We start from the raw sequence: 25,124 nt of genomic DNA on the forward strand, positions 1-25,124 counted from the left end.
TGCTGTTTACTGTGTCGCTTGTGATCCTTTGGCCGCACTGTCGGAATGCGAGAGACCTCGGCGGACTCCCCACCAGCAACGGTGGCCAGGTCCGGGCAGGTGCTCTGATCCGGAGTGACAATCTCGATCAGCTGAACGACGAGGGACTCGCTGCTGTCCGGACCGCAGGCGTCAGCCGGATCGTCGACCTCCGCAGCGCGTGGGAGTGCGAGACCTTTCCTTCGCCCTTTGCCGACGACGAGCGTTGGCTGAACGTGCCGCTCACCGATCCCGCCGATCCTGATGTCTCCGTGCAGGACCTGTTCGAGCAGTACCGCCTCCTCATCGACGACTACTCGCAGCGCTTCGCATCCGCAGTTGCTGCGATCGCCGACGCGCCTCCCGGCTGCGTAGTAGTCGCCTGCCACGCCGGCAAAGACCGCACCGGTCTTGTCGTTGCGCTGACGCTCGATCTGCTCGGCGTACCGCATACAGCAATCGCCGCCGACTACGCCACGGCCCCCGAGCCCACGGTCGTCAGCTCCCTTCCCGAACTGGCGCCACCCCGCCCCGAAACGATCCTCCGCATCCTCGCCCATCTCCACACCCGTTACGGCGGCACAGCGCCGTACCTCCTGCAAGCCGGTGCGACCTCCACCCAACTCACCGCCCTGACCTCCCGCCTCCACTAGTTGATCCTTCGGGGAGCACCTCGGGTAGTCCCGGATGTTTGCTCCGGTCTGGTTCGTGAGGGTTGAGGGACGGACTGGTGATGGGAGCTGGGGATGAAGCTGGTTGCTGTGGTTACTGCGGCTGTGGTTGGGCTGGCGCCGGGGGTGGCGGTTGCTGGGCCGCCGGATCCGTTGCAGAAGGGACTGGATGAGGTGGTCGCCGTGAGTGCGGTGGGGGCGCTTGCGGAGGTGCGGGACGGGCGGCGGGTCTGGCGGGGGACCAGTGGAGTCGCCGAGGTGGGGACGACTCGGGTTGTGCCGGTTGATGGACGGGTGCGAGCTGGGAGCATCACGAAGACGTTTGTCGCCACCGTCGTACTGCAGCTTGTCGCCAAGGGACGGCTGGGGTTGGACGACTCGGTGGAGCGCTGGCTGCCTGGCGTCGTACCGAACGGTCAGCACATGACTGTGCGCCAATTGCTCAACCACACCAGTGGTTTGTATGACTACAAGGACACTCTGCCGATGCCGCCTTCGCAGGAGTTCCTGGACAACCGGTGGCGGACGTGGACCGCATCCGAGTTGGTGGAGCGTGCGGTGGTTCGCCAGCCGACGTTCGAGCCGCCGGGTTCGTCGTACTCGTACTCGAACACCAACTACCTCCTGCTCGGCGAGATCATCGAGAAGGTCACCGGACGCCCGTACGGCAAGGAGATCGAGCGTCGGCTGATCCGCCCGCTGGGCTTGAGCGGTACGTCGGTGCCGGGTACGTCACCGTGGATCCGCGGACCGCATCCGCATGGCTACATCCACACCGAGCAAGGCCTTCTCGACTACACGGAGATGAATCCATCGCTGTTCGGCGCCGGTGGCGAGATGATCTCCACCACGGCGGACCTCAACCACTTCTTCGCCGCACTGCTCGGAGGCTACCTCCTTCCGCGCCGGCTGCTCGACGAGATGAAGACACCGGGCACCAAGGACGGCACCTACGGCCTGGGACTGTCGTGGCGCGACACCTCGTGCGGGATCCGTGTCTACGGCAACGATGGCGACGCGCTGGCGTACCAGGCCTATTCGTTCTCCACAGCAGACACCCGCCACCAGGTCACGGTCGCCGTCACCCCCAACTTCAGCACCAACCCGGACGGCCCTGTCAACGCCTTGATAGACGAGGCCATCTGCCGCTGATGGGTTCACACTGCTCGTATGACTCGCTTCACCGATGAGCAGATGCAGGCCGCGATGACCCAGACCCGCGAGTACACCGTCGTACTCCTCGAGGCAGGACCGAAGTACGACACGGACGACGCCGGGGCGATCATCAGGGAACACGGCCGCCGCAACTTCGAGCTCCGCGCCGACGGCATCCTCAACATCGTCTGCCCGATCACCGACGACACCCCACTCTGCGGCGTCGGCATCTTCACCGGCACCCCGGACGAGATCCGCCACGTCATGGACGAAGACCCAGGCGTCCAAGCCGGCGTCTTCACCTACCAACTCCACCCAGCCCGAAGCTTCCCAGGCGATTCCCTCCTCGCCTGACGCGCGTACCATCCAGAACCTGGCTTCGCGCGAGCCGCCCGGGGGTCCGAGCCGGTGCACGGTCGGGGGATTCGTCGTCCGCACCGCGTGGATCGCGACGCGGTCGCGGCCGGCGGCTGGACACCCGGACGTTGGGTTATCAGCTGGATCTGGGCGATCCTGCCCTTCGTCACCCTCGGCCTGGCCACGCCCGTGACCTTCCTGTGGGCGGCACAGCGGGTGCGATCCAAGCATTACGTGCTGGCCACGGTCTTCTACACGGTGCTGGTCGTGCTGGGATTCATCGTGACGAACGAGGATGTCTCCTTCGCGTTCCTGACGATTGCTGGATGGGCGGCACGCTGCACGCGCTCGCGGTTCGCTCCTCGGTCTTCCGTTCGCAGTCGCCGTCCGAGGAGCTCACGGTTGAGTCAGCGGCGGACGCCGCCAGGGACCGCCGCGAGTTGCGGCGCAAGGCCCGCGAGATCGCGACTGAGGATCCGGGACTGGCGCGCGAGCTCGGGATCGGCCGGCCGGACGTGCAGCACGACTTCGACGACGGCGGTCTGGTCGACGTCAACAGCGTTCCTGCCGACGTGCTCGCGCAGCTGCGCGGGATGACGCCGGAGCCGGCCGAGTATGCGCCGACGGCCGTTCCGGGGCGGCCGCACCACCGGGACCGGCCCGCCGGCTCGAGCGAGCTCGGCCGGCTCGACCGGTGTCGGCGAGTTCCGTTTCAAGCATGCGCTCGACTGTCGCATGACAACGCAGATAAGCCGTGCGCGGCGCTTCGGGTGTCGTGCACAAACATTTGACCGTGGTTTACGCCAAGTGTTTAATCGCGTGCGCAATGTCATCGAGCAAAGAGCGGTGCGAATGCTTATGAATGCGTTCTTCGAGGTATTTTTGTATGCAGTTTATTGGCTGGCGGAAACGAGGGGGTGGTGCCAGACTCAGAGGAACGACGGAGCCCTCATCGCCGGCTCTGCGACTGCTGCACGACCTGCCACCACGCGCTGGCCGCCATTGATCGCGGACCTGGCCGGCTCGGGGAGGTAGGAGGGGCGGGATGACCGATGATCCCAACGCCCGCACGGAGTTGCGGGCGCAAATCGAAGCTCGGCGGGCAGGTATCGCCACCTTCCTGCACGGAGCCCGGCCGCGCCGCAATCGACTGATCAATGTCAGCATCGTCAGTAGCGCGACAGCGGCCGTGCTCGTCGGCGGTCCCGCCTTGGCCGGCCCGCCGTTCACCAACGCGATCAAAGAGGAATTTTCGCTCAGCAGCGCTGCGAGTGTTTGGCAGCCGCTCTGCCTGGCCGCGTTGATCGTCTCCTTGATCTCGGCCATTTCCAGCAACCTGAGCAAATCTCACGACCTCGCCGCCCATGTCACTGCCGCGGAGGTTTGCAATACGGAACTCGAAGGTGTGCTGACATCCCTCCAATTCGGGCAAGTCTCGGTGGAGGAAGCCGCCGATCAATATCAGCACTGCGTCAGCAAGATCCCGTTCGTCGAGGAGTTGCCGGACACGCAGCGTACGGGCGGCGCATCCTGACGCGACCTCACCAGGCCCCGGCCGCGTGGTGCGCGGATGGACCTCGACCGCAGCCCAGAGCTCTGCGGGTTTCCCCGTGAGGTTGATCCCGGGGCTTGTTCTGCGTGAGTTGCGGGTTCAGGATGCGGAGCGGGATGGAGGGCACATGAGAATCCGCCGATTAGTTGTTGCCGCCACTGTTTCGTCCGCCTTGGTTGCCGGGGTGATGTCGGTCCCCGTCGCCACCGCCGTACCGTCGAGTCCCGCGTCGTCCGGCTACACGCCGCCGCCCGTGCAATGGGGCGCCTGCAGCAATCCAAGCCTGGTGCGCGCGGGTGCTCAATGCGGCTACGTCGTCGTACCGCTCGACTACGACCATCCGAGCGGGGCCAAGATTCAACTCGCCGTGTCCCGGGTGATGCACAAGACGCCCGACGCGCAGGCGCAAGGTCCGATGCTGGTGAATCCGGGTGGTCCCGGTGGATCCGGCCTGATCTACTCGATCCTCGGCCCGGCGATCCCGCATGGTGCCGGTGACGCCTACGACTGGGTCGGTTTCGACCCACGCGGTGTCGGCTCGAGCAAGCCCGCGCTGAGCTGCATCCCGGACTACGCCGGCTACAACCGCCCGTTCTACGTGCCGGTCACGCCGAAGATCGAGCAGACCTGGCTCAAGCTCTCCAAGTCGTACGCGCAGGCCTGCGACGCCAACCAGCACGCGCTGCTCAGCCACCTCAAGACCACCGACTCGGCGCGCGACATGGAGAGCATCCGGAAGGCTCTCGGCGCTCCGCAGATCAACTACTACGGGTTCTCGTACGGCACCTACCTCGGTCAGGTGTACGGAACGCTCTACCCGAACCGGCTGCGCCGCGTCGTCTTCGACGGCGTCGTCAACGCGACCCGGGTCTGGTACGACGCCAACCTCGACCAGGACATCGCCTTCAACAAGAGCGTGAAGGTGTTCTTCCAGTACGTCGCCGCGCACGACTCGACCTGGCATCTCGGCACGACCGAAGCCGCCGTCGAGCGCCTGTACTACCGCGAGATGGTCAAGCTCATCGGCCACCCGGCCGACGGCAAGATCGGTCCTTCCGAGTGGACCGACGTCTTCACGCAAGCGGCGTACTACGTGTACGGCTGGGTGGACGTGGCCAACGCGTTCGCCGCCTGGGTGCACAACAAGGACGCCTCAGGGCTCGTCGAGCTGTATGGCGGTCCGCCGTTCGACGACAACGGGTACGCCATCTACCTCGGCGTATCGTGCACCGACGCCCCGTGGCCCACCAAGTGGAGCACGTGGCAGCGCGACAACTGGCGCACGTTCGCCAAGGCGCCCTTCCTGACCTGGGCCAACGCCTGGTTCAACGCGCCGTGCTTCTACTGGCCGGCGAAGGCAGGCAAGCCGTTCAAGGTCGACGGCCGAGGCGTGCAGAGCCTCTTGATGATCAACGAGACACTCGACGCCGCCACGCCGTACTCCGGCGCACTCCAAACCCGCAAGACGTTCCCCAACTCAATCCTGATCGAGGGCGTAGGCGGAACCACCCACGCCGGCTCACTGTCCGGTGTAGCCTGCACCGACGACCGCATAGCGGCCTACCTCCAAACGGGCGCCCTACCACCCCGCAGGGCAGGCAACCGCTCCGACGTCCAATGCGACCCAGTCCCCGCCCCCGAACCAGAAACCGCAGCAGCAGCCGCAAAGTCCACCACAACAGGAAGCCTGAGGGCATCCTTGTCAGCCCCAATCCGCTGACCTCGTCGAAGCCTGGTGCCTTCCGGAGCACGCTCCGGAAGGCACCACGCTTGTTTGACGCCCCCGAAGAGCGGTCACACTGGGAATGTGCGACGGAGGGGGCCCAGCACATGGAACTCGAGCGGCTAGACGCCAACCAATGGCAACTCCTACGAGAACTCCGCCTCCGAGCCCTCAAAGACTCCCCAGCCGCCTATATAGCCGACTACGAGTCAGAAGAGTCCGCGGCCGAGGCGGGTTGGCGCCGTCAGTTCGCCGACTCCCAATGGGTCGTCGCCCGAAACGGCGACGAGATCATCGGCCTGGCACGAGTCGTCCGCGTCCTCGACCGCCCATCTGACGAGCGCCACATAGAGTCCGTATGGGTCGATCCCAGACACCGAAGAACCGGCGTCCTCCGCGCAATCCTGCAGTACCTAACCGAAACAGAGCCAGAGATCAGAGACTGGCTCGTCTGGGTCCTCGACGACAACCCTCAAGCCCGCAGGGTCTACGAGCGCCTCGGCTTTCGCCCGACTGGTGAGAGTCAACTCCTAGCCGACAGGTCGGGACGCAGCGAGCTTCGCTTCAGATTTCGAACTGCGGGAGCCGAATGACGTCAGGTTGATGCCATAGCCGCGAGAGATCCATCGCGTCAGCCCGAGCTCGGCAAGGGCGTCGCGCTCACCGAGAGACTTGTCGTAGCTCTTCAGAACATGTTGCCACTTGCTCTCGTCCTTCAGCCATCTTTCTATGAAGCCGACACAGAGGTCCGGGGAGATCTCTGATGCTTGGGTCGAGGCAGACAGCAGCGACTTCTGCGCCTGCAGACTCGTTGGGTCCACAACGTTTCGGGCCTGGGCGCTGGTCAGAGCGGCCCTGGTCTCTTCGATCATGGCGAGACGGATCTCCGAGAAGCGGTGCCAATGGCTCTCCCGAGTCGCGACCGCCAATTGCTGTTCGAAGTCCAAGCCGGGCGTGTGCTCGAAGAGGGCGTAGAGGCCTTCGGCGAGCAGGTCTCCGAACTCTTCACGTTTCGCGCGCCCCGGATCAGCGAAAGGTTGGTACTCGGCCTGCCGGACCTCGCCGATCTTCGGTAGGGAGCGAGCGGCCGCGTGGCGCGCAAAGAAGAACCAGTCCTCGTTGTAAATGTCCGGGAAGAAGGACAGGTCAGGATGTTGCAGATTGACGCCCAGCACAGCGCCACTGACGAACACATCCTGATCGAGGCCGGCGAGGCGTCGCGCATGACAAACCACCGAGTTGTCAGGGAAGACCCGGCTGGCCATCGATGCGACGGGACGGTGATCGAGCGTGCTCACCAGCTGCCTGATATGCAGCGGCCGAAATTGCCTGATGTCATCGTCGAGGAAGAGGATCTTCTTCCATCCACGCATCCGGCCCAGGCGAAGGCCGATGTTGCGCTTGACGCTGAGGTCGCTGGCGCGGTCGAAGCTCGCCTTCAGGATGTGTTCTTCGGAGGTCTCCGTGGGGCCGTCCGGGAGCTCGTAGCCGTCGCGAACCTCGATGATGAGCGCACGCGCGCCGAGCGTGTCTCCTACTCGCTTTGCGACTTGCTCGATCTGTGCCTGTCGGCTGCACAGAATGACCAGTTGGACCGACAGCAGGGCCGAGAGGTCAATGACGTCTTGCAGAGCTGAGGCCGGGCGCGCGGCTGGGACCACGATTGCGTCTAGGCGGCTGCGGCTTGAGGGAACGACGGAAGTCGACACATCGCGAAGCAGAGATGCATGCGATTGTCCGTGTTTGATCTGGCGGCTCACGCGGCGGGTACCTCCGGCGGCCACTCGTAAAGACGGTTCTCGGGGTTCTCCAGGTCGGGCGAGAGTGCCTCGCCGTTCACCACCATGACCCGCATGAGTATTGCGAACGATCCGCTGGGGAAGCGGCGGGCCACGTACGCCTCGTTCTCCTTACGGACCGCGGTGTCGGTCAGCGTGCGGACTGAACCCAACACTCCGCGGCTGTAGACACCACTGCAGATGGTGATCGTGCGGCTGTGGTTGAACGGGTTCGGCAACCGAGCCAGGAGCCCGACGTCCTCGACCAGCTCGCGACGTTTGCCGTTGTGCCACGCGTCCTGCGCCTGCTCGGCCTTGATCTTCCCTGAGTCCATCGTTTCCCGCCGAGCGCCTTTGCGATCCACCCACCGCGGTCGGAATTCCTGGCCGTCAGGCTCCCTCAACCGAAAGATCTCGCCATTCTCCAGATCCGGGACGGACACCTGCGCGAAGGGCAGTTCGTCCAGCACTTGCTGAAGTCGGTCGGCGAAGCGGTTCCAGCCGATGCCACCGAGCACGACCAGATCGCCGGACAAGTCGTCGGCAACCAGCTCCGTCGACAGTCGATGTGCGACGTCGTTCTCAGGATTGAATGCGCGGATGTGACCCCACAGCTCCATCAGCGCGTCGAGGTCCGCGTAGCGATACAGGCGCGTGTGGTTGGGATTCCGGTCCTCTGCCAACGGAGAGCGACCCTCTATCGGCGCTTCTGGGCAGATGATCGTGATCGGTCCGGTCTCGAAGGCCCAGGTGCTGGTAGTGCTGATCTCCGAACCGACTCGGCCGGTAGCCGCGTTACGGAGACCGACAAGCTCGTCGCGCAGTACACCGAAGCGTTCGCGGTCGGACGGAGCCAGATCCTGCTCACGTGGGAGATGCCGAGTGTCAATGGCCGCGTCAGTCTGCGAGAAGAAGAGTGCGTACACACGAAGGCGCTCCTCGGGCGGCACCTTCGTCTTCGACTCCGATTCCCAGGAGCTGATTGCTGGTACCGAAACCTTGAAGGCGCCGGCCAGATCTGCCTGGGTCAGCCGGCGAGATTCGCGTAGGTCCCGCAGTCGCTTGGCGAGTCGCACGACCTCTGGTGTGGGGGCCACAGAATTCTCCCGACTGGTCAGCCAACCGCAGATCGGCAAGGGATTCGGTCACCGTACTGTCTACCGACTACACCTGCTACAGGTGAAGTTCAGGGATGAGTAAGTTCTGGTGCTAATCACAGAACTGGCTGATGTCGATACTGACTACGCATTGTGTCATCTCGTGATCGTAACGTGATGACAGAGGCTTTGAAAGACCGGACTACGCCGAGAATCTACCGCAATACCTGAGTTCAAGTGTAGTCAATTGAAGTTACCCAGTGCGTGACAGACGGGAGTCTACGAGGACCCACATCGGCGTGATCGTTTGAACGAAGCAGGTGCCCCATGAGCAGATTCTTCGCCGCAACACAGATGCTCACCGCGACGCCTTCCCCTCCGGGCGCGTTCGGCCCGACCTCGTCGAATGAGTGCGAGGAAGCTTCGTCATGCAGGGTCACGCCGGTTCGTGGGGACGCGCATCGCGTCGAAGCCCGCGGTCGCCCTGTGGTTCGTGATGGCGGCCGATCTGGCGACCGTGGTCTGGATGCACACCGTTGGTTCCTGGCTCGACGAGACCTCGAAGTTCACCGCCACAGCCACTCTCGGTGGCCACCACATCGTCGTACTGGTTCTTGCTGCCATCGGCTTCGCGATGCTCGCAACGCTCGCCATCCTGACGGACGGCTTCGCGCGCTCGACCCCACGACTGTCCCTGGCCAGAAACGTTGCCTGCATCGTCTCCGTACTCGCCCTGACGGGCGTCGTCGCTCTTGTCCTCGCCGGCCTCCTGAGCCGCATTCTTTTTGGTCGTCTGCGGCCCTGAACTCCGGCCCCACAGGAACCGGTCTATTCGCCCGTGGCGCCGTCGATGGCTTCGCGGAGGAGGTCCGCATGGCCGACATGGCGGGCGTACTCCTCGATGACATGCTCGAGGATGAACCGCACATCTGTGTCGCCGAACTCCGGGTTCGGCACTATCCGCGCGAGGTTTTCGGTGACCGTCGCGAATACTTCCCGCGACTCTGCACACGCCGCCAAGTAGTCCGCGTAGACATCCTTGGCCGGCGTGGGGTCCGCCTCGTCGAACCACTCGCCGCCAGTAGCCGTGACATAGCTCCGGTAAGGGAAGAATCGAGGTGTCTTCGCCGCAAGCCTTCGCTGAAACCAGTAACGCTCGACACCCTGCACATGGCGCATCAGCCCCAGGAGGGTCAACTCCGACGACGGCACGGGCCGTTGCCGTAGCTGATCCTCGGAGAGGCCCTCGCACTTCCACACCAAGGTCGCTCGGTGGTAGTCGAGGTTCGAGGCAATCACTTCCAGCCAGGATCCCGACAACTTGCGCTCGGGCCTGACGATCTTCTCGATCACAACGCCGCTCACTCTGTACCTTCCCTGGTCGTCACCGGTCTCGTCTGAGGCCGCCTACCTCTCCGATGCATGAAGCGCCCGCAAATCGACAAGGCCGAGCAAAGAGGCTCGACCGCGGTTCGCGATGGTGATATTGACAGTGTTATATGACAGTGTCAGCATGGATGGGTGACCGGGACTGGGGAGTTGTGGACGCTGGATCAGCTGACTGAGCTGGTCGGTACGGCGCTGGCCGTTGACTACCCGGGGCAGGTCAACGGGCGGGTGCGGGCGGTTCCGGACCGGCGGGCGATTCGGTGGTACTCGACTATTGGGCTGGTCGACCGGCCGGCTGAGATGCGTGGTCGCACTGCGATGTACGGGCGGCGGCACCTGCTGCAATTGGTCTCGATCAAGCGTCTGCAGTCGCGGGGCCGCACGCTGGCGGAGATCCAGGCTGAGCTGGCTGGGGCTACCGATCGGACGCTGCGGACTATCGCCGCACTGCCGAGCGAGCCCTTAGTGGCTGCCGCACCGGCGACGCCGGAAGCCACGCCGGAGCCGGCACGCAAGTCCGCACGCGAGTCGGCACGGGAGTCGGCGGGAGAGTCGACGCGTGGGTTGGCGCGGGATCGGTTCTGGGTGGACCGGCCGGCCTCGGCGCCTGATGCAGACCGGGCAGACGGGACAGCGCTGGTGACGGCGATCCGGTTGGCTGACGGTGTCACGCTCGTGCTCGACGCCACCGGCGTACCGCCAACGCATCTGACTGCTGAGCAGCTGTCGGCACTCCGCTCCGCCGCTGCACCGCTGCTCGCCGAGCTTGCGCAGCAAGGCCTCACCGCCCAGCGAGAATCTGGAGACTCGACATGAACGTGATCACCACACTGGATCCTGACGAGCTGCGGCGCCCCACGGACGACGACGGACTCGGGACTCTGCGCACCGACCGCGGGAACCTGCCGCTGGAGAGGATCGATGCGCACGCGACCATCACCGGCCTTGTCGCACGGACTGTGCTGACCGAGGACTTTCGCAACCCGCACGACGTCGCGCTCGAGGCGACGTACGTGTTCCCGCTGCCGGCCCGGGCCGCGGTCACCGGACTGCGGATGGAGGCGGACGGCCGTACGGTCGAGGCCGACTTGCGAGAACGCGCTGAGGCCAGAGCGACGTACGACGCTGCACTAGCGGCCGGACAGCGGGCGTCGATCGCCGAGGAGGAGCGGCCGGATGTGTTCACGCTCCGGGTCGGGAACATCCTGCCAGGTGAGCGGGTGACAGTACGGCTGACCATGGTCGGCCCACTCCCGTACGAGGACGGCGAGGCGACGTACCGGCTGCCGCTGGTGGTTGCGCCCCGCTACATCCCGGGCGAACCGCTGCCCGGCCGGAGTGTTGGTGACGGTGTCGTGCCGGACACCGACGCGGTTCCGGACGCATCGCGGATCACGCCGCCGATCCTGCTGCCTGGATTCCCGAAACCGGTCCGGCTGGGCATCCGGGCCGACGTGGATCCGGGCGGGCTGCCCCTGCATGGCATCCGGTCCAGCCTGCACGCGATCAGCAGTGCGGTCGAAGGACGCGTGACCAGCGTGGCCATCGAGCCCGGTGAGCGAGTCGATCGAGACTTCTTGCTCCGACTCGCGTATGGCGAGAAGGACGCGACCGCCAGCGCGTTGACGGTCGAGCCTGACGATTCGGATGCTCAGGAAGGTACGTTCGAGCTCACCGTTCTGCCGCCGGTGGATGCGGAGTCGCCGCGACCACGCGACGTCGTACTCGTCCTGGACCGGTCCGGCAGCATGAGCGGCTGGAAGATGGTCGCGGCGCGACGTGCGGCGGCGCGGATTGTCGACACGCTGACCGACGCGGACCGGTTCGCCGTACTGACCTTCGACACCGTCGTCGAACACCCCAAGGACCTGCCGACCGATCTGGTCGAGGGCACGGACCGGAATCGATTCCGCGCGGTCGAGCACCTCGCCGGCGTGGGTGCCCGGGGTGGCACCGAGATGCTTGCTCCGCTCCGCGAGGCCACGACGTTGCTGGCTGCGAAGGCCGATGAGCGTGACCGGGTACTGGTGCTGGTGACCGACGGGCAGGTCGGCAACGAGGACCAGATCCTGTCGGAGCTCGCTGGTGCGCTCGTCGGCGTACGGGTCCACACCGTCGGCATCGACCGGGCCGTCAACGCCGGCTTCCTCGGTCGCCTGGCCGCGGTCGGCGGCGGCCGCTGCGAGCTGGTGGAGAGCGAGGACCGCCTCGACGAGGCCCTCGATCGGATCCACCGCCGGATCGGTACTCCGCTTCTGACCAACCTGACACTGTCCGCCGACGGGCTGACACTGGTCGACGGTGCGACCACTCCGGCGCGAATGCCGGACGCTTTCGTCGGCGTACCTGTAGTGATCCGCGGCCGGTACCGCAGCTCGGCGCCCGACGCAGCGATGCGACTGCAGGGCACGACCGCGGCCGGAGAGCCATGGCAGCTGACTGTGCCCGCCGTCTCCGCGGCGAGCGGAGTTCTCGCGCCGGTGTGGGCGCGAGGACACCTACGCGACCTCGAAGACCGGTACGCCGCGGGCGCGGAGAACCCGCAGGAGCTGGAGCGCCGGATTGTCGCCGTATCCCTGCAGCACAAGGTGCTGTGCCGCTTCACCGCCCTGGTAGCAGTCGACTCAAGAGTCGTCGCAGAAGGCGGCCCGGGCCATCACGTCATTCAGCCCGTCGAGCTACCGTCAGGGTGGGACGCCGACCAGTTCACCGGTGTGTCCCTCGGCTTCAGGGCCCCATCGATGCCCGCCGCCATGGCGAGCGACGCGGCCGGCTTCCAGCTCCAATCGAGGGCACCGTCGTCGGCCGGCTACCGGGCGCGGCGCGCAAGGAGTTCGTTCGCGACGCCACTGTCACGGCATGCCGATCCCGATCGTGACCTGCTCGCCGAAGCCCGAGCACAACTAGCCGACGAGGTCCGCCTCCTTCAGGCAGCGGGTACGCCGACCAGGACCCAACGACTCGCAATCCTGGCCGACCTAGCCACCCGCCTCGACGCCCTGCTCCACCACCTGACGCCCTCAGTCGACAACACGGTCCTCGCACCGCTACGCGACCTAGTCACCGCCCTAGCCACCTGCGAAGGCCCAACCCCACTACCCGACGCCGACCTCGACGCCCTCTGGCAACGCACCATCGATGTCATCGCAGCCTTCATCGGTACGGAAACGCCAACCCGCAACGCTTTCTGGAAACGCTAGGGCCCGCTCTCCCACAAGACGACCCTGTTTCCCACTGGATCGGCGAACCGTGAGTGCCGGGGCATGTTCTCGCCATCAGTGGGCGGGTAATGCTCGATCGCCCCAGCAGTCACGGCTCGCTGATGGGCTTCGTCGAGTCCGACGACACCAAGCCCGAACGCAGACTTGTGACCGTACTGCGGCTCATCCGTCGAGCGCACCCTGATGTTGAGGAAGCTGATGGCATCACCTTCGCCAAGCACCACCTGCCGGCTTCCACTTCCCCAATCCTCCAACTGAACACCAAGCAGCTCACCCCAGAAGGCGCATGCCTTCTCCAGCGCGGCATCGGAGTCCACCCCGATGTTCACCGCAGCCAATCCAAAATCAGCAGCCGATTTCATCTGCATCGGACTCCCTTCCAAGTCCTGCGCCAGTTGATCCAACAGCGCCTCAACCCGTCCGGTACGTTCGCGCAGCACCGACCGCTGCCGCGCGAGTACCGCACGAGCATCAGAGGCGTCACCGTCGAGCATCCTGGCGATGTCCTCCGTGGACAGCTCCGCCTCACGCAGCAGCCGAACTCGCCGCGCCCTGTCGACCTGGCCAAAGCTGTAGCGCCGATACCCCGTCCGCGAGTCGACCTGAGCCGGCCGCAACAGCCCAATGTCGTCGTAATACCGAAGCGCCGAAATCGACAACCCCGCCAACATCGAAAAGGACCCGATAGTCACCAGTTCGTCCGCCACCACAACATCATCAAGTCTCAGCCGACCCGAGAGTCAAGCAACTCGGTCTCCACTCGAGTCGCGGACCCGAGCGAGAGAAGCCGTCTCGTCCGGGGTGCGGGTCTTCGGAGTGGTGTGCTCACCTGGTGGCCGGCGTTTCAGCCCGGTGCGCGGTTCTGGGCCAGTGTGTCGGCGGTGCCGTCTAGTCTCCGTGGCCATGGTTGATGCAGCTTTTGTCGCCGCTACGCGGGAGTCGTACGACGCACTGGCCGCCGGGCACGCCGACGTGGTCGCCGAAGGGCTGGACGACAGGCCCCTGGATCGGGCGCTGTTCGCCGCTTTCGCTGAGCTGGTGCGGGCCGGTGGCAACGGACCTGTCGCCGATGTCGGATGTGGGCCGGGCCGGGTGACGATACTGCTGTCCCGCCTGGGGCTGGACGCGTTCGGGATCGACCTGTCGCCCGGGATGTTGGCGCTGGCCCGTCGGACCCACCCGCAGTTGCGGTTCGAGGAGGGATCGATGCTGGCGTTGGATCTGCCGGACACCTCACTCGGCGGACTGCTCGCCTACTACTCCATCATCCACATCCCGTGGGAGGAGCGACCGCAGGTCTTCGCCGAGTTTCACCGAGTACTCGCGCCAGGCGGGCAGTTGATGCTGACGTTCCAGATCGGCGCCGAGCGGACTCAGTACACGGAGCTGTTCGGCACACCTATCTCCCTCGACGTGTACCGGCAACAACCGGCCGAGGTCGCCGAGCTCCTCCGCGAAACAGGCTTCGAGCTGACGATGACAGCAGTACGCGAGCGTGAGGGCACCGAGAAGACCACACAGGGCTACCTCCTAGCCCGCAAACCCACAGCCACGAACGCTTAACGGCAACGGTCCACTGCCGATGACGGGCCGCCGGTCGGGGTGGTGACGAGGGTCGCTGGGGTGTCAGTCGCTGGTGGCGGGCGGGGGTGCGCGGACCACCTCGGGAGCCTGTGCGCCTTGCTTCGGGACCGCCGGCGCCGGTGGTGTTCGCCGCGCCGCGCGCAGTACGCCGATGACGGCGCCGATGAGCCACAGCGCGAAGGCCACGGACGCCATGCCCCCGCTCCAGAAGCCGGACAGGCACAGTACGGCCACCGCGTACGACACCCAGACGGCCCACGTCGGCAGGGCGCGCGCCTGCTGGGCGATCCGCGTCGTCACGGCGACCAGCACACCGCAGCCGATCAGCCCGGTGAGCGCGAGGACCTGCCCCGCCATGCCGAGCGCGCGGACGGTGTCCGGGTCGGCGGTGAACTCGTCCGACCATGCCGCGAACGCGCTCGCCACATCGAGTGAGACACCGGTGATCATCAGCCCGCTGAACAGCGCCGCGGCTGGCACTATCGCGTGCGCGAGCGGGTCGCCGCCGGACAGTCGGTCCAGCACTCGTCGCAGACCGGTGGCGAACCACAGCAGGAGCGCGACGCCCGCAGCGAGTACGGGCAGCCCGATGCCGGCGGCGGCCTGCCGCGCGTCGTCGTTGAGCCTGTCAAGGATGGCGGCGTCCGACATGCCGGGGTCGTCGACGCCGACCAGGTAGCACAGCGCCACCGCGACGACGAGCAGCACGATCGAAGCGGCGCCGGCCCATCCTGCGCGTTGAAGAGCTCGTGACTCGTCCATACCGTCTCCCACGGTCGCAGCCAGGGGTGGGTCGGACGTGGTTCATGCACCAGGATCCAGCCCGCGGCGCGAAGTAGTGTCAAGTCCGAGCATGCGTCCGTACCGGGCCGCCAGCAAGGGGCCGCGACGGCCCTCAATGCCCGTCGTCTCGGCATGCTTGACCAGCTCGCGGAGTCGGTCGCCGGGTAGCCGTTGCGGTCATTGCAGGAGGTTCGGTGGATCTCAGACCGAGATCCATGCTCAAGATTGTGGTCAGGGGTGGTCTCGAACCGCCGACCCATCGCTTTTCGGTTCGACGCGGCGTGCCGTCGTGGGTGTCAGCAGTACGTTGCCAACGCAGTGCTTCCGTCGTACTGCCGTTGTCGCTGGCGGCTGGTGTTGCTGGGCCTGCCGCTGCACCCGTCGCGAGAAGTTGGCGAATGGATCTCATGCGCGTGAGCGAGCGCGAGTTCCGGCCGAGGTGGCCAAGAGGCCCGCGAGTGCAATCACGGGTGGAGCGGCAAGGTCCGTCACCTGGCGCTTGGCAAAAAGTGGACCTACGTCGACGAGCTGACGACCCGCATGCCCCGCCCGGACGAGGCCCGGAAGCTCGGTCTGAACATGGGGACTCCGGTGCTGGTGTACGTGCGTACGACGTACAGCGACAAGCGACCGCTGCGCCTCATGGTGACGATCTTCGCGGGGGACCGCAACCGAGTTGTCTACGAGATCGGGGATCTCACCGCGTACACCGGCGAGAACAGCGGTGCGTCGTGATCGTTGAACAGGCCACGATCGAGGACCTGCCGGTCATTCTGGCTATGCGGACCGAGGCCAGCGAGTGGCTCGCCAAACGAGGCATCCATCAATGGGCGGTCGCGTGGCCGAACCCCGAGGCGCAGTCCGAGCGCATCCTGGTCAGCATCCGCGCCGGCGAGACCTGGATGGGCCGCACCGACGACGGAGACACCGCCGCCACAGTGGCTCTCGACTCGTTCTCTGACCCGCAGCTCTGGACGCCAGACGAGCAGGCCGAGCCCTCGATGTACCTCCACCGCCTCATCGTCCGCCGCAAGTACGCCGGTCTCGGCGACGACGTGATCGACTGGGCATGCGACCGCGCAGGCCAGCTCGGCAACCGCTGGGTCCGCATCGACGTCTGGACCGACAACATCGGCCTTCACCGCTACTACGAGAACCGCGGCTTCAAGCACGTCCGCACCCTCGACCTAGCCGACTACCCGTCCGGCGCGTTGTTCCAGCGTCCGGCGACCGACTGGCGGGGCCGGGACACCGCACCCGTCCTGGCCGAGAAGCCCCAGGCCTTGCCGACGCGTCAGAGTCGGTTCGAGCCCACCGAGCCCGCTCTGGCCGGTTCTCAACGAGGCACTCTGACTCCGATACGCGCCGGTCAGTGGACCGCGACCAGCGCGTGGTGCCCGCACCGGGAGGAACCATGAAGAAGTCAGTTGAGTTCGAGAAGCTCGTAGCAGTGATCGTCGGCGAACTGGAACCCACTGCGGTGGTTACTTGGGACGACCACATCGTTGGCAAACTCTCCGGTCGGAGCCGTCAGATCGATGTCTCGATCCGCGGGCAGGACCCGGCCTTCCTGGGATCATGGGACGCCAAGGACTACACGCGACCGGCGACCGTCGACCGTATTGATGCACTCAGTGGCGTGATGCGAGACGTCGAAGCGCAGTACGGAGCCCTGGTGTGCAGTGGTGGTTTCTCGAAGACGATCTATGAGTACGCCCGTAGCTGCGGTATCTCCCTCTTCAACGTCCACGACGCGCAGTCGGCAAACTGGTCGCTCGAACTGCAGGTCCCGATCGTGTGGACTGAGCTCACCCCTGTTGCCCAGGTTGTCGGTGAGTTCTTCTTTGAAGCCGGCGATCAAGTCAGTGCAGTTGATCCACGTGGCGCCCAGGTCACGGTGGACGGTGGGAAGACTCTGGTGAATCCACTGGCAACGTTCGAACAACGGTGGAATGACGGCACCTTGCCTCAACAGCCAGGCGCCCAGCACCACATTCGTTCCGATCAGACCGTTGAGGCCATGGTCCTGGACGCATCCGGCAAGCCAGCGCTCCGACCCGTCTTCAACTACGAGATCGTTTACGAGGTGCAGGCGAGGACGTGGCTAGGCAAGTTCCAGCCCGAAGAGTGTCGAGGGCTGGTCGACTACCTGGACGACCAAGCGTTCTACGCATCCTTCCTGCCTGACAGCGCTGTTCCGCTTCAACGAGAGGATGACTGGGACTCCATCGAGGATCCCGATCAGCTCGCGATCACCGCGCGGGGAACGATCGTGGTCTGTACAACGCCGCTGTACATCGTCGACGGCGGGGTCACAGACCTGTCGCTCGGCTACATCGGCCCACTGCCGCCCGAGCCATCATCTCCGGGCGAGTCGGACTGTGATCCGCCAACAGATACGCGACACATGTCCGCCACCTGATTCGCGACAGGCTAGAAGTCTGGCGACCACCTGAGGGGCCCAGGCCAACGCACGGATCAGCCGATGTGCGGACGGCGAATCCCGCGTCAGGGACCCTTCAGCGGTTCCCCGGTCCGCACTGAAACGACCACGTCGTGGATCGCGCGGGTGACCGCGGCGGCGTGAGCTGGGTCTTCCACGAAGGAACCGTGGGTCGACCCCGACTCGACGCGATGAAGGCTGTTGGTCGACAGCGTGGCCATCTCGTTCTGAGCAGCGATCCATCCCTTGGCGTTGTCGAGTTCGGCGGTCAGGACGATCAGTGGCTTCGCATCGAGGCTGCGGAGTTCCCCGGCCGCGCCTTCGGACCGGTTCGCGACGCCGAACTCGTCGAGGAAGCCACTCATTTCCTTCCCGGTGGCGGCAGTTGCACGCGCATCGTCGCGGTATCTGGGCGGTAGATCCGAGAAGCCGGTGTCGGCGATAAGGTGCCCGACCCCCAGCCGAGAGGTCGTTGCGACCAGCGAGGACAGGTGCTTCAAGACGCTGTAAGAACTCGCCTTCTGCGGGGACACGGGGGTGCTCTTGGCGGCGGTGGAGTCGACCAGGACGAGGGCGGCGACCTCCTCGGGATATTTCGCGGCGTACGTCCTCACGTAAAGGCCGCCAAAGGAATGCCCGGCCAGGACGTACGGCCCCGGAACGTGTGCGCGATCCAGCAGATTGTGGAGATCGGTCGCGATCTGCGCACCATCGGGCGGACTCGCGGCTGGATCACTCCAGCCACGCCCCGCCCGGTCGTACACGCACACTCTGCTGTCGCTGGCCACAGCGGGTGCGATCAACCCCATCGACGCCGCGGAGCCGCCGCCACCGGGTTCAAGAATCACGGTCGGACCGCGTGAGCCAGTGCACTCCAGGTGGAGTCGGTACGGTCCCACGTCGACGAGCTGACCGCGCATGGCGACCGCGGGTTCGGTCGATTGGCGGATCGTCTCGTACGCTCCGAAGAGGGCGAAGAGCACCAGGATGATCAACACTGGGTTCAGCAGCCACACCCTGGTCCGGCTGTGCAGCGCGCGCCTGGCGCGGATCCAGACCCAGACCACCAGGACCACCAGAGCCGGCGGCCAGACCCACCCCAGCGCATCCACCATCGCGTCCGGGGCCAAGAGCACTAGCGCCCCGGACAGCGCCATGAAGATCGCCGGCGCGACAGCCCAGCGTTGTGGTTGGTCGGTGAACCGAGTAGACAGAACTGCCAGGAGCGCCCACCCGAGGGCAAAGCCGAACAGCACCATCGCGGTGGAGAAATCCACATCCACCGTGCCGACTGGGAGGAACGGGAGGATCACCGCCGCAACGAAGCCCGCGGCCAGCGATGCGGCCACGACTCCGCCAACGTGCGGGCGCCGTGGCCCCGGGCCGGCGGGCGCGGCCTGGTCGTCGCTCGTGGACGCAGTCTTGCGTCGCAACCTCATGACGGGCCACCTCGCCTTCCAGGTGTACACGCACCCGCCATCGAGCATGCGCTCGACAGCGCGGTGACGAAAGAGCCCGGCCGGATGCCCCGCATTGCCATCCGACCCTGATCGGCCATGCCCAACCTTGCTCGAACGCATGCGAACTGCGGCAGACGGGGCCGCGTGACCGGGCGCGACTATGCGACCCCGGTGTGGGCGTTCGGCACCCGGGATGGTCTCGTCGTTGCTCTGCTCTACGGCGCAAACTCCAACTGGGTGAGCGTGGCCGGGCTGACACCGACCCCCCAAACGTTCCCCCGGCCGTTGACCGGTAACAGGGCCGAACGTCCCCTCTTCGACGCGCCGCGCATGCCGTTCCGAGCCGTAGAGCGGCAGCAGATTCGGACACTGCCCGGTACCGGAAACGGTCGGCGGCCCGGAGGGGGTCCATAGCCCTGACCGCAGGAGACGTTGGACCCTTCGTACGCCCGAGAGCGGAGCGGATAATGGCAGAAAAGACGTCCTGCCCCGTTCGCTACTGGGGGAGACTCCCGGCGGCCAGGGGCCAACCGAGGGAGGTTCCCATGCGATCACTACACACACCGAGATCCCCGAAGAAGGCTCCGGCCCGCGACGGGCCGATCTCACGGACCGCGAAGTCGACCAGCCATTTTGGCTTCCACTTCCTGGAAATGTGCGCGGTCATGTGCCTCGGAGGAGGGGTCTTCATTGCCGTGTTCTTCGGCGTCGCGGCGCTGCTCGGGTTCACCGACCTGACACAGGAAGCTCCCGCACTGTCAGCGCTCATCTGCTCCGTGATCCTGGCGGGTGCGATGGTTGCCTGGATGCGGTTCCGGCGCATGGAGTGGCGGCCCACCTTGGAGATGGCCGGGTCGTCCGTGGCAGCCGGCGTGCTGCTGATTGCCGGGTACTGGATCGGCATCGTGTCGCAGCAGGCACTGGTTCCGAGCGTGTGCGGTCTGGCATGCGTTGCCATGGTCGCCGTCATGCTGTTCCGCCTGCCGCTCTACTCATCTGGCCACGCCGGCCACCATGGCGGTGCGACCTGAGCGACTGCGGGAGGCAGGTCCGGAGAGCGCTGACCGTCTCGGTGTAGGCGGCCAGGACAACTTCGCCGACGTACGCGTCAACGAGCTTCCACCACAGATCCCGTCGATCCGCGTTGAGCGGGCCTGCACTCAGAAGGTGCGCGCACACCTCGTCGAGAGTCTCAAGGCTCTCAAGACGCCAGTCGAGGCTCCGGTCGAACTCGGCGTTGACGAGTTTCACGCACTCTGTGGCGATAGCGCGCAGGCCGGCCGCGTCGACAGTCATGGCTGATAGTCCCCCACGCCTCGCATCCTTCTTCAGCAGCGGGTCGCGCGCTCCGTCAGTCCTTCAACATCCAACCGGCCATCAGTCAGGGGAACGTCCTCATCTAGCCGCGATCCGCGCTTTCACGCCGTCGCAGATCACCTGGCGGACGAGTGTCGCGCGTCAGTCGACGGAGGACACCGGGCGAGTCGGACCATCTGCCGGATTGACCTCTTAAGAATCAAGGGCGCGCCTTCGGCGCGCCTCCCGCGCGGGGTGGGCGAGCCCATGCGGCCTGCCGGCCGAACCTCGCCCACCCCGCGCGGAGAACGCACGAGGATTCCCTTTCGCAGAAGGACTCAGCAGAGTCCGAGCCCTGGCGTCTGATCGCCGGTAGCCCCGTCCCCCTGGCCGCTCGATCGTACGGCCACCACGACGCGCATCAAGAGCGCTCCGCGTCCCTACGGGATCGGCAAGCCGACTCCTGACGCGCGCCGCGCTGGCCTGGGTTTGGCAGCTATCAGGGGGACGGGGCAGGTGTGGAGATGGTCATTCGAGGACCGGGGTCTCCAGTTCCTCATCGGTCACCCTGAACTGCTCGTACAGCTCCGAAGCATCTGCCTTTCTCCGGTTGGCCGATTCCTGGAAGTAGTCCCACGGCGCTTCCGGCTGTAGTTCTCGCGGCTTGCCAGCCCGGAAGACCTGCGACTTTCCAGGTGTCACCCGCTTCAGGACTCCCGGCAGATGCTGGAGAACGACTCCGGTGGCCCGGAGGGGATCGTGACCCACCTCTTCTACGGCAAACACCGCGATCCTGGCTTTCACGATGGCGGCGATCTCGGGCGGTATCGACAGCATCCTGTAGTTGTTGGTGACTAGCCCGTGCCAACCGGTCTGATGCAGGTAGATGATCAGCTGTCGGTCGTCCAGCTCGCTCAGCCTCGGATCGATCCTGAACACGGGTTTCAGCTCTGTGTTGGAGAAGTACTCGGCGACGTCCAGGACGAACAGAGGGAAGTTCTGGTCCAATGCGAACCTCAGCCGTTCTGTCACCTCAGGCTGCAATCACAGCCGCGCTCGATAGCTGCGACTCAAGATCGATTGCCTGCTCTACAGCGATGCGGTCGATCTCGTACATGCCAGCGATCCGGTCAACGTCGAAACCCCGATCCCGTAGAGCCGCGATACTCCTGGTTGTGATCCGGGAGTGCTCGACGTGCGGCTCCCCGGCCACTTTGAGCGGGACTATCCGGAGGTGGCTTCTCGGGCGAAGTAGGTTCGGGCCGAGTAGTCCGGCCATGCGATAAGGCTTGAGCAGATCCAGGTAGTTGGCTTCGAGCTGAAGAGTCTGCGTGCCAGAGGCGTCGACGAACTCCCCTGTCGGAAGCTCGATCCAGAGCTTCCCGGTGCGATCGACGCTCAGCCCTGTCGCCGTTTGCTTCCCCAGCTCGCCGGACCACAGATCGAGACTGTGTGCCTCCATGAACTCGAGAGTCGTGCGCACCTCACGCATCGACGTTGGAGGGACCTTCGTCCCATCGTCCGCCGCCTTGGAGTGACGGAGCCAAGAGACCATACGGAGCTGGATCAAGTCGGCATACGACCACAGCTTCTCGCGAACAGATGAGATCGATGGCGTTACGACACCCTTGCGCGACCAGTCGTAGACCGTCGACAGCGGTACGCCAGCCAACGCGGCAGCCCTCGGTGCCTCATAGCAACCTTCGTCCGCAGCAAGAATCGTCGACATGTTCGGCACGCTCTGAGTATCCATGGTCCGTCGTCGCCTCACTAGGCTCGGCACGCGGCGTGCAACATCCGTGCAACTATGGATGGTCGCTCAAGGGGATTCAGGGGGACTGGCGGTCGGGCCGGAATGGCCCGATTCACGCTCAAGAAGAGTGGTCAGGGGCGGTCTCGAACCGCCGACCTTCCGCTTTTCAGGCGGACGCTCTACCAGCTGAGCTACCTGACCGGGGAGAAAGTTCGGCGGCGGTGTTTTTTACACCGCCGCCTTCTCCTGGCGACCCAGACGGGACTCGAACCCGCGACCTCCGCCGTGACAGGGCGGCACGCTAACCAACTGCGCCACTGGGCCAGATGACTCGATGATCCTACAGCATCTTCGAGGTGCTTCTGACACCGGTCTTTCGACCGTATCCCCAACGGGATTCGAACCCGCGTTACCGCCTTGAAAGGGCAGCGTCCTAGGCCACTAGACGATGGGGACTCGGACCCGCGGGAGCCGAAGCTCCAGGGACAGCCGTAAGCATAGAGGAGTTGGGCCCGGGCTCCAAAACGAGTTCCGGGACGGGCGCCGTACGCCCAGGGGGGAGGCGTACGGCGCCCTGGAATCAGCTGGTCGCGTCAGGGGCAACCAGCTGCGGGTACTGAGCAGCGAACAGCCCGAAGAAGTCGAGGGCCGGCAGGATGTTGCCCTGTGGGCGGGCCGAATCCGCGACGCTGTAGGCCCAGAGAGCGGACCGCATCCGCTGGTTCGGTGTGCCGTGGTGGCCGGCCGCGGCGAAGCCACAGTCGCCCAGCTGGTAGAACATCTGGCCGAACGCCTGCACCCGCTTCCACTGCATCGCGGCGCCGCGGGCGTGGGTGAGGAAGTACGCGCTGAACGCGTCCGCCATCAGCTCTGCCCAGCGGGATGCCTCGGGGGCGGGCAGGTCGGGCCGCATCAGGTCGTCGGAGTACTGGACCTGGTGACCGAACTCATGCGCCAGGATGGCCTGCGGTGCCACGTCACCCAGCCCGACGCGGGCGAAGCCCTCCATCACGCCGTCGCCGAAGGCGATCCGCCGCGGGGACTTGCCGTAGCCGGGGATGTCCTCACCACCCGGAGCGGCGTACGCATTGAACGTGAAGATCGGCAGGTCGCCGTACCCGAGCGCCGGGCTGTTCAGCTCGTGCGCGACCAGGTCCGCGGAGACCCGCGAAGCGGCCGGGGCGAAGCCGTAGAGAGTGGTGAAGACGCGGTAGTTCACTTCGGGGTCGAGCATGACGCGGCCGTGTGCGGGTACCAGTTCGACGTCGCCGGACGGGATGTCCCAGAACGTCTTCAGGTCGCGGATTGTGCGGTTGACCTGGTTGCTGAACTCGCCTCGCGCACCGTACGTGAACGGCCCGGTCTGCGGCAGGTACGCCGCATCCATGAGCGCCATGTTGAACAGCAGGACGTGCAGCACTGCGAGCCGCTGCTCGAAGGTCCAGTTCGTCGGGTCGGGCAGGATCGCGGACACCACCGCCGGAGTGGCGTCGGAGCATTCGTACTGTGTCGGGTCGATCGCATGCAGTACGGCGTCCTGCGCCGGGTTGTCCTTCAGTCCGAGCTTGGCCTTGACGGCCTCGGCCCGCTCGCGCATCGCCGGCAGGTTGTCGACGATCTGCTGGACCTCTGGGGACAGTTGCTGCGGTACGGCGAGATGCACGACAGGGGCCGCGGTGGCGCCGGACGGGGTCGCGAGACCGAGCGTGAGGCCTAGAGCGGCGACCACGGGCCAGATCAGGCGTTTTCTCATCGGGGACTCCTGGAAACGCGTGGGGATTGGGCGGCATCAGTATTTGCCGGGTGTAGCGGGCACTACGAGGGCTCGGGCTGTCAGAAACCGGCATGGCGAGAACCTGTCGCCCGGTGATACACAGGGGCATGGAAGCGCTCCAGGGCCTGGGTCTCTCGTCCGGCGCGGAGGCGGTGTTGCTCGACCTGCTGCAGAATCCGGAGACCGCCCCGGCAGACCTGGCCGCCCGCCACGACGACCTCGATGGAGCGCTCTGCGAGCTGGCTGACCTCGGCCTGGTCGAGCGGACCGCTGACGCCGTGGTGGTCCGGCCGCCACGCCTCGCGCTCGGTGCACTCGCGGAGCGCCACACCCAGCAGGCCGCGCTGGCCCGGGACAGCGCTGAGCTGCTCTCCGAGCTCTGGAAGGCGGCCACCGGCAAACCGGACTACCTCGAGGTCCTGCCGACGTACGCCGCCGCGCAGGCCGTCCTGAACTCGGTCCAGACCGACGCCCAGGAGCAGGTCCGGGCCATGACCATGGGCAACATCGCCGCCCGCGAGCTGCGGATCGTGGACGGCATGTTCGACGCACTCGAGCGGGGTGTCCGGTACGACGTGATCTATGGCGCCCACGTCCTCCAGGACGCCAACGCGCTGCACCTGGTGCAGGCGTGCATCGAGGCCGGTGAGCAGGCTCGGGTGTTCCCGCACGTGCCGCTCAACATCACCATCGTCGACGACCGGTGGGCGCTCGTCGGGGCACGGGCAGAGGTACGTCGAGGGCCGGAGTTCGTGGCCATGGTGGTGCACGACTCGCCGCTGCTGGGTGGGCTCGCCCGGATCTTCGAGGCGCTCTGGCGGATCGCCGTACCGATCACCGGCGGGACCGAGCTGAACGACGTGAACGCTGGTCCCAGCCTGGATGCGAAGCGGCTGCTGACCTATCTGAGCGCAGGACTGACCGACGAGTCGATCGCCCGTGAGTTCGGGGTCAGCGAGCGTACGATCGCGCGCCGGATCGGCCGGCTGCAGGAGGCGCTCGGGGCGCAGACCAGGTTCCAGCTCGGCGTCCAAGCGTCCCGTCAGGGCTGGCTTTAGGTCACTACGCTG

The 25,124-nt window shown here is 65.8% G+C and carries 26 protein-coding genes and 3 tRNA genes; 17 read left to right on the forward strand and 12 right to left on the reverse strand.

All coding sequences use genetic code 11. The features are described from left to right. Positions 1 to 20 precede the first annotated feature (20 nt). The 7 genes from ACZ3HV_RS30245 to ACZ3HV_RS30275 all read left to right on the forward strand — a co-directional run bounded on the left by ACZ3HV_RS30245 (position 21) and on the right by ACZ3HV_RS30275 (position 6,069). The gene (locus tag ACZ3HV_RS30245; RefSeq protein ID WP_465689076.1) at positions 21 to 671 is read left to right on the forward strand and encodes a tyrosine-protein phosphatase; all 651 of its coding nucleotides are present in this window, start codon (positions 21 to 23) and stop codon (positions 669 to 671) included. Positions 672 to 764: 93 nt separating this feature from the next. Continuing rightward, on the forward strand, positions 765 to 1,841 hold the full coding sequence (locus ACZ3HV_RS30250) for a serine hydrolase domain-containing protein (RefSeq protein ID WP_465689078.1): 1,077 nt from the start codon (positions 765 to 767) through the stop codon (positions 1,839 to 1,841). A gap of 18 nt (positions 1,842 to 1,859) precedes the next feature. Then, positions 1,860 to 2,198: a hypothetical protein gene (locus tag ACZ3HV_RS30255; RefSeq protein WP_465689080.1), complete on the forward strand. Its 339-nt coding sequence runs from the start codon at positions 1,860 to 1,862 to the stop codon at positions 2,196 to 2,198. A gap of 329 nt (positions 2,199 to 2,527) precedes the next feature. Then, on the forward strand, positions 2,528 to 2,992 hold the full coding sequence (locus ACZ3HV_RS30260) for a hypothetical protein (protein WP_465689082.1): 465 nt from the start codon (positions 2,528 to 2,530) through the stop codon (positions 2,990 to 2,992). Between the two features lie 254 nt (positions 2,993 to 3,246). Further along, a complete protein-coding gene (locus tag ACZ3HV_RS30265; RefSeq protein ID WP_465689084.1) occupies positions 3,247 to 3,735 on the forward strand; it encodes a hypothetical protein in 489 nt (162 codons plus the stop codon). A 145-nt stretch (positions 3,736 to 3,880) separates the two neighbouring features. Continuing rightward, positions 3,881 to 5,473 carry an alpha/beta fold hydrolase gene (locus ACZ3HV_RS30270; RefSeq protein ID WP_465689086.1) on the forward strand — a complete coding sequence of 531 codons (1,593 nt, stop codon included), beginning with the start codon at positions 3,881 to 3,883 and terminating at the stop codon, positions 5,471 to 5,473. A 110-nt stretch (positions 5,474 to 5,583) separates the two neighbouring features. After that, entirely contained in the window at positions 5,584 to 6,069 is a 486-nt protein-coding gene (locus ACZ3HV_RS30275; protein WP_465689088.1) for a GNAT family N-acetyltransferase, read from the forward strand. On the opposite strand, the gene ACZ3HV_RS30280 is transcribed toward ACZ3HV_RS30275, so the two are convergent. Together ACZ3HV_RS30280 and ACZ3HV_RS30285 are read right to left on the reverse strand one after the other, a co-directional pair. Further along, the gene (locus ACZ3HV_RS30280) at positions 6,007 to 7,236 is read right to left on the reverse strand and encodes a hypothetical protein (RefSeq protein ID WP_465689090.1); all 1,230 of its coding nucleotides are present in this window, start codon (positions 7,234 to 7,236) and stop codon (positions 6,007 to 6,009) included. The two genes, ACZ3HV_RS30275 and ACZ3HV_RS30280, sit on opposite strands and share 63 nt — an antisense overlap. Beyond that, the gene (locus ACZ3HV_RS30285; RefSeq protein ID WP_465689092.1) at positions 7,233 to 8,351 is read right to left on the reverse strand and encodes a helix-turn-helix domain-containing protein; all 1,119 of its coding nucleotides are present in this window, start codon (positions 8,349 to 8,351) and stop codon (positions 7,233 to 7,235) included. Before ACZ3HV_RS30285 ends, ACZ3HV_RS30280 begins: the two co-directional genes overlap by 4 nt. Before the next feature lie 448 nt (positions 8,352 to 8,799). On the opposite strand from ACZ3HV_RS30285, the gene ACZ3HV_RS30290 reads away from it, so the two are divergent. Continuing rightward, positions 8,800 to 9,156, forward strand: a complete 357-nt coding sequence (locus tag ACZ3HV_RS30290; protein ID WP_465689094.1) for a hypothetical protein — start codon at positions 8,800 to 8,802, stop codon at positions 9,154 to 9,156. A 23-nt stretch (positions 9,157 to 9,179) separates the two neighbouring features. Here ACZ3HV_RS30290 and ACZ3HV_RS30295 read toward each other — a convergent pair whose 3' ends face one another. Next, positions 9,180 to 9,704 (reverse strand): DinB family protein, encoded by a 525-nt coding sequence (locus tag ACZ3HV_RS30295; RefSeq protein ID WP_465689096.1) that lies wholly within the window; start codon positions 9,702 to 9,704, stop codon positions 9,180 to 9,182. A gap of 168 nt (positions 9,705 to 9,872) precedes the next feature. Here ACZ3HV_RS30295 and ACZ3HV_RS30300 point away from each other — a divergent pair, with 168 nt between their 5' ends. After that, entirely contained in the window at positions 9,873 to 10,556 is a 684-nt protein-coding gene (locus ACZ3HV_RS30300; protein WP_465689098.1) for a MerR family transcriptional regulator, read from the forward strand. Next, on the forward strand, positions 10,553 to 12,940 hold the full coding sequence (locus tag ACZ3HV_RS30305) for a VIT domain-containing protein (protein ID WP_465689100.1): 2,388 nt from the start codon (positions 10,553 to 10,555) through the stop codon (positions 12,938 to 12,940). The genes ACZ3HV_RS30300 and ACZ3HV_RS30305 overlap by 4 nt, the downstream gene beginning before the upstream one ends. On the opposite strand, the gene ACZ3HV_RS30310 is transcribed toward ACZ3HV_RS30305, so the two are convergent. Further along, complete coding sequence (locus ACZ3HV_RS30310) at positions 12,937 to 13,668, reverse strand: MerR family transcriptional regulator (protein ID WP_465689102.1); 732 nt, start codon at positions 13,666 to 13,668, stop codon at positions 12,937 to 12,939. The genes ACZ3HV_RS30305 and ACZ3HV_RS30310 overlap by 4 nt on opposite strands. Positions 13,669 to 13,864: 196 nt before the next feature. On the opposite strand from ACZ3HV_RS30310, the gene ACZ3HV_RS30315 reads away from it, so the two are divergent. Beyond that, the gene (locus tag ACZ3HV_RS30315) at positions 13,865 to 14,524 is read left to right on the forward strand and encodes a class I SAM-dependent methyltransferase (protein WP_465689104.1); all 660 of its coding nucleotides are present in this window, start codon (positions 13,865 to 13,867) and stop codon (positions 14,522 to 14,524) included. Between the two features lie 63 nt (positions 14,525 to 14,587). Here ACZ3HV_RS30315 and ACZ3HV_RS30320 read toward each other — a convergent pair whose 3' ends face one another. Then, on the reverse strand, positions 14,588 to 15,307 hold the full coding sequence (locus ACZ3HV_RS30320) for a hypothetical protein (RefSeq protein ID WP_465689106.1): 720 nt from the start codon (positions 15,305 to 15,307) through the stop codon (positions 14,588 to 14,590). A 549-nt stretch (positions 15,308 to 15,856) separates the two neighbouring features. Between ACZ3HV_RS30320 and ACZ3HV_RS30325 the strand changes: the two genes are divergently transcribed. From ACZ3HV_RS30325 to ACZ3HV_RS30335, 3 genes are read left to right on the forward strand one after another with little or no spacing between them, the layout of a single operon-like run. Continuing rightward, on the forward strand, positions 15,857 to 16,063 hold the full coding sequence (locus ACZ3HV_RS30325; RefSeq protein ID WP_465689291.1) for a UTRA domain-containing protein: 207 nt from the start codon (positions 15,857 to 15,859) through the stop codon (positions 16,061 to 16,063). Then, the gene (locus tag ACZ3HV_RS30330) at positions 16,060 to 16,746 is read left to right on the forward strand and encodes a GNAT family N-acetyltransferase (RefSeq protein WP_465689108.1); all 687 of its coding nucleotides are present in this window, start codon (positions 16,060 to 16,062) and stop codon (positions 16,744 to 16,746) included. Before ACZ3HV_RS30325 ends, ACZ3HV_RS30330 begins: the two co-directional genes overlap by 4 nt. Continuing rightward, entirely contained in the window at positions 16,743 to 17,750 is a 1,008-nt protein-coding gene (locus ACZ3HV_RS30335) for a restriction endonuclease (protein ID WP_465689110.1), read from the forward strand. The genes ACZ3HV_RS30330 and ACZ3HV_RS30335 overlap by 4 nt, the downstream gene beginning before the upstream one ends. A gap of 86 nt (positions 17,751 to 17,836) precedes the next feature. Here the strand turns inward: ACZ3HV_RS30335 and ACZ3HV_RS30340 are convergent, their stop codons facing one another. Then, entirely contained in the window at positions 17,837 to 19,210 is a 1,374-nt protein-coding gene (locus ACZ3HV_RS30340) for an alpha/beta hydrolase (protein WP_465689112.1), read from the reverse strand. A 566-nt stretch (positions 19,211 to 19,776) separates the two neighbouring features. Between ACZ3HV_RS30340 and ACZ3HV_RS30345 the strand changes: the two genes are divergently transcribed. Beyond that, positions 19,777 to 20,262: a hypothetical protein gene (locus ACZ3HV_RS30345; RefSeq protein WP_465689114.1), complete on the forward strand. Its 486-nt coding sequence runs from the start codon at positions 19,777 to 19,779 to the stop codon at positions 20,260 to 20,262. Beyond that, on the forward strand, positions 20,246 to 20,533 hold the full coding sequence (locus ACZ3HV_RS30350; RefSeq protein ID WP_465689116.1) for a hypothetical protein: 288 nt from the start codon (positions 20,246 to 20,248) through the stop codon (positions 20,531 to 20,533). Before ACZ3HV_RS30345 ends, ACZ3HV_RS30350 begins: the two co-directional genes overlap by 17 nt. Before the next feature lie 522 nt (positions 20,534 to 21,055). Here ACZ3HV_RS30350 and ACZ3HV_RS30355 read toward each other — a convergent pair. The 6 genes from ACZ3HV_RS30355 to ACZ3HV_RS30380 form a co-directional block, all read right to left on the reverse strand. Next, positions 21,056 to 21,559: a hypothetical protein gene (locus tag ACZ3HV_RS30355; protein ID WP_465689118.1), complete on the reverse strand. Its 504-nt coding sequence runs from the start codon at positions 21,557 to 21,559 to the stop codon at positions 21,056 to 21,058. Position 21,560: 1 nt separating this feature from the next. Continuing rightward, positions 21,561 to 22,256 (reverse strand): DUF433 domain-containing protein, encoded by a 696-nt coding sequence (locus tag ACZ3HV_RS30360; RefSeq protein WP_465689120.1) that lies wholly within the window; start codon positions 22,254 to 22,256, stop codon positions 21,561 to 21,563. Between the two features lie 152 nt (positions 22,257 to 22,408). Continuing rightward, a tRNA-Phe gene (locus tag ACZ3HV_RS30365) sits at positions 22,409 to 22,481 on the reverse strand. A gap of 46 nt (positions 22,482 to 22,527) precedes the next feature. Further along, a tRNA-Asp gene (locus ACZ3HV_RS30370) sits at positions 22,528 to 22,604 on the reverse strand. A gap of 59 nt (positions 22,605 to 22,663) precedes the next feature. Then, positions 22,664 to 22,736 (reverse strand) — tRNA-Glu (locus ACZ3HV_RS30375). A gap of 124 nt (positions 22,737 to 22,860) precedes the next feature. Next, a complete protein-coding gene (locus tag ACZ3HV_RS30380) occupies positions 22,861 to 24,033 on the reverse strand; it encodes a hypothetical protein (RefSeq protein WP_465689121.1) in 1,173 nt (390 codons plus the stop codon). A 128-nt stretch (positions 24,034 to 24,161) separates the two neighbouring features. Here ACZ3HV_RS30380 and ACZ3HV_RS30385 point away from each other — a divergent pair, with 128 nt between their 5' ends. After that, entirely contained in the window at positions 24,162 to 25,112 is a 951-nt protein-coding gene (locus ACZ3HV_RS30385; RefSeq protein WP_465689122.1) for a hypothetical protein, read from the forward strand. The last annotated feature ends 12 nt before the right edge of the window (positions 25,113 to 25,124 follow it).

The sequence above is a fragment of the Kribbella sp. NPDC020701 genome (assembly GCF_055562215.1).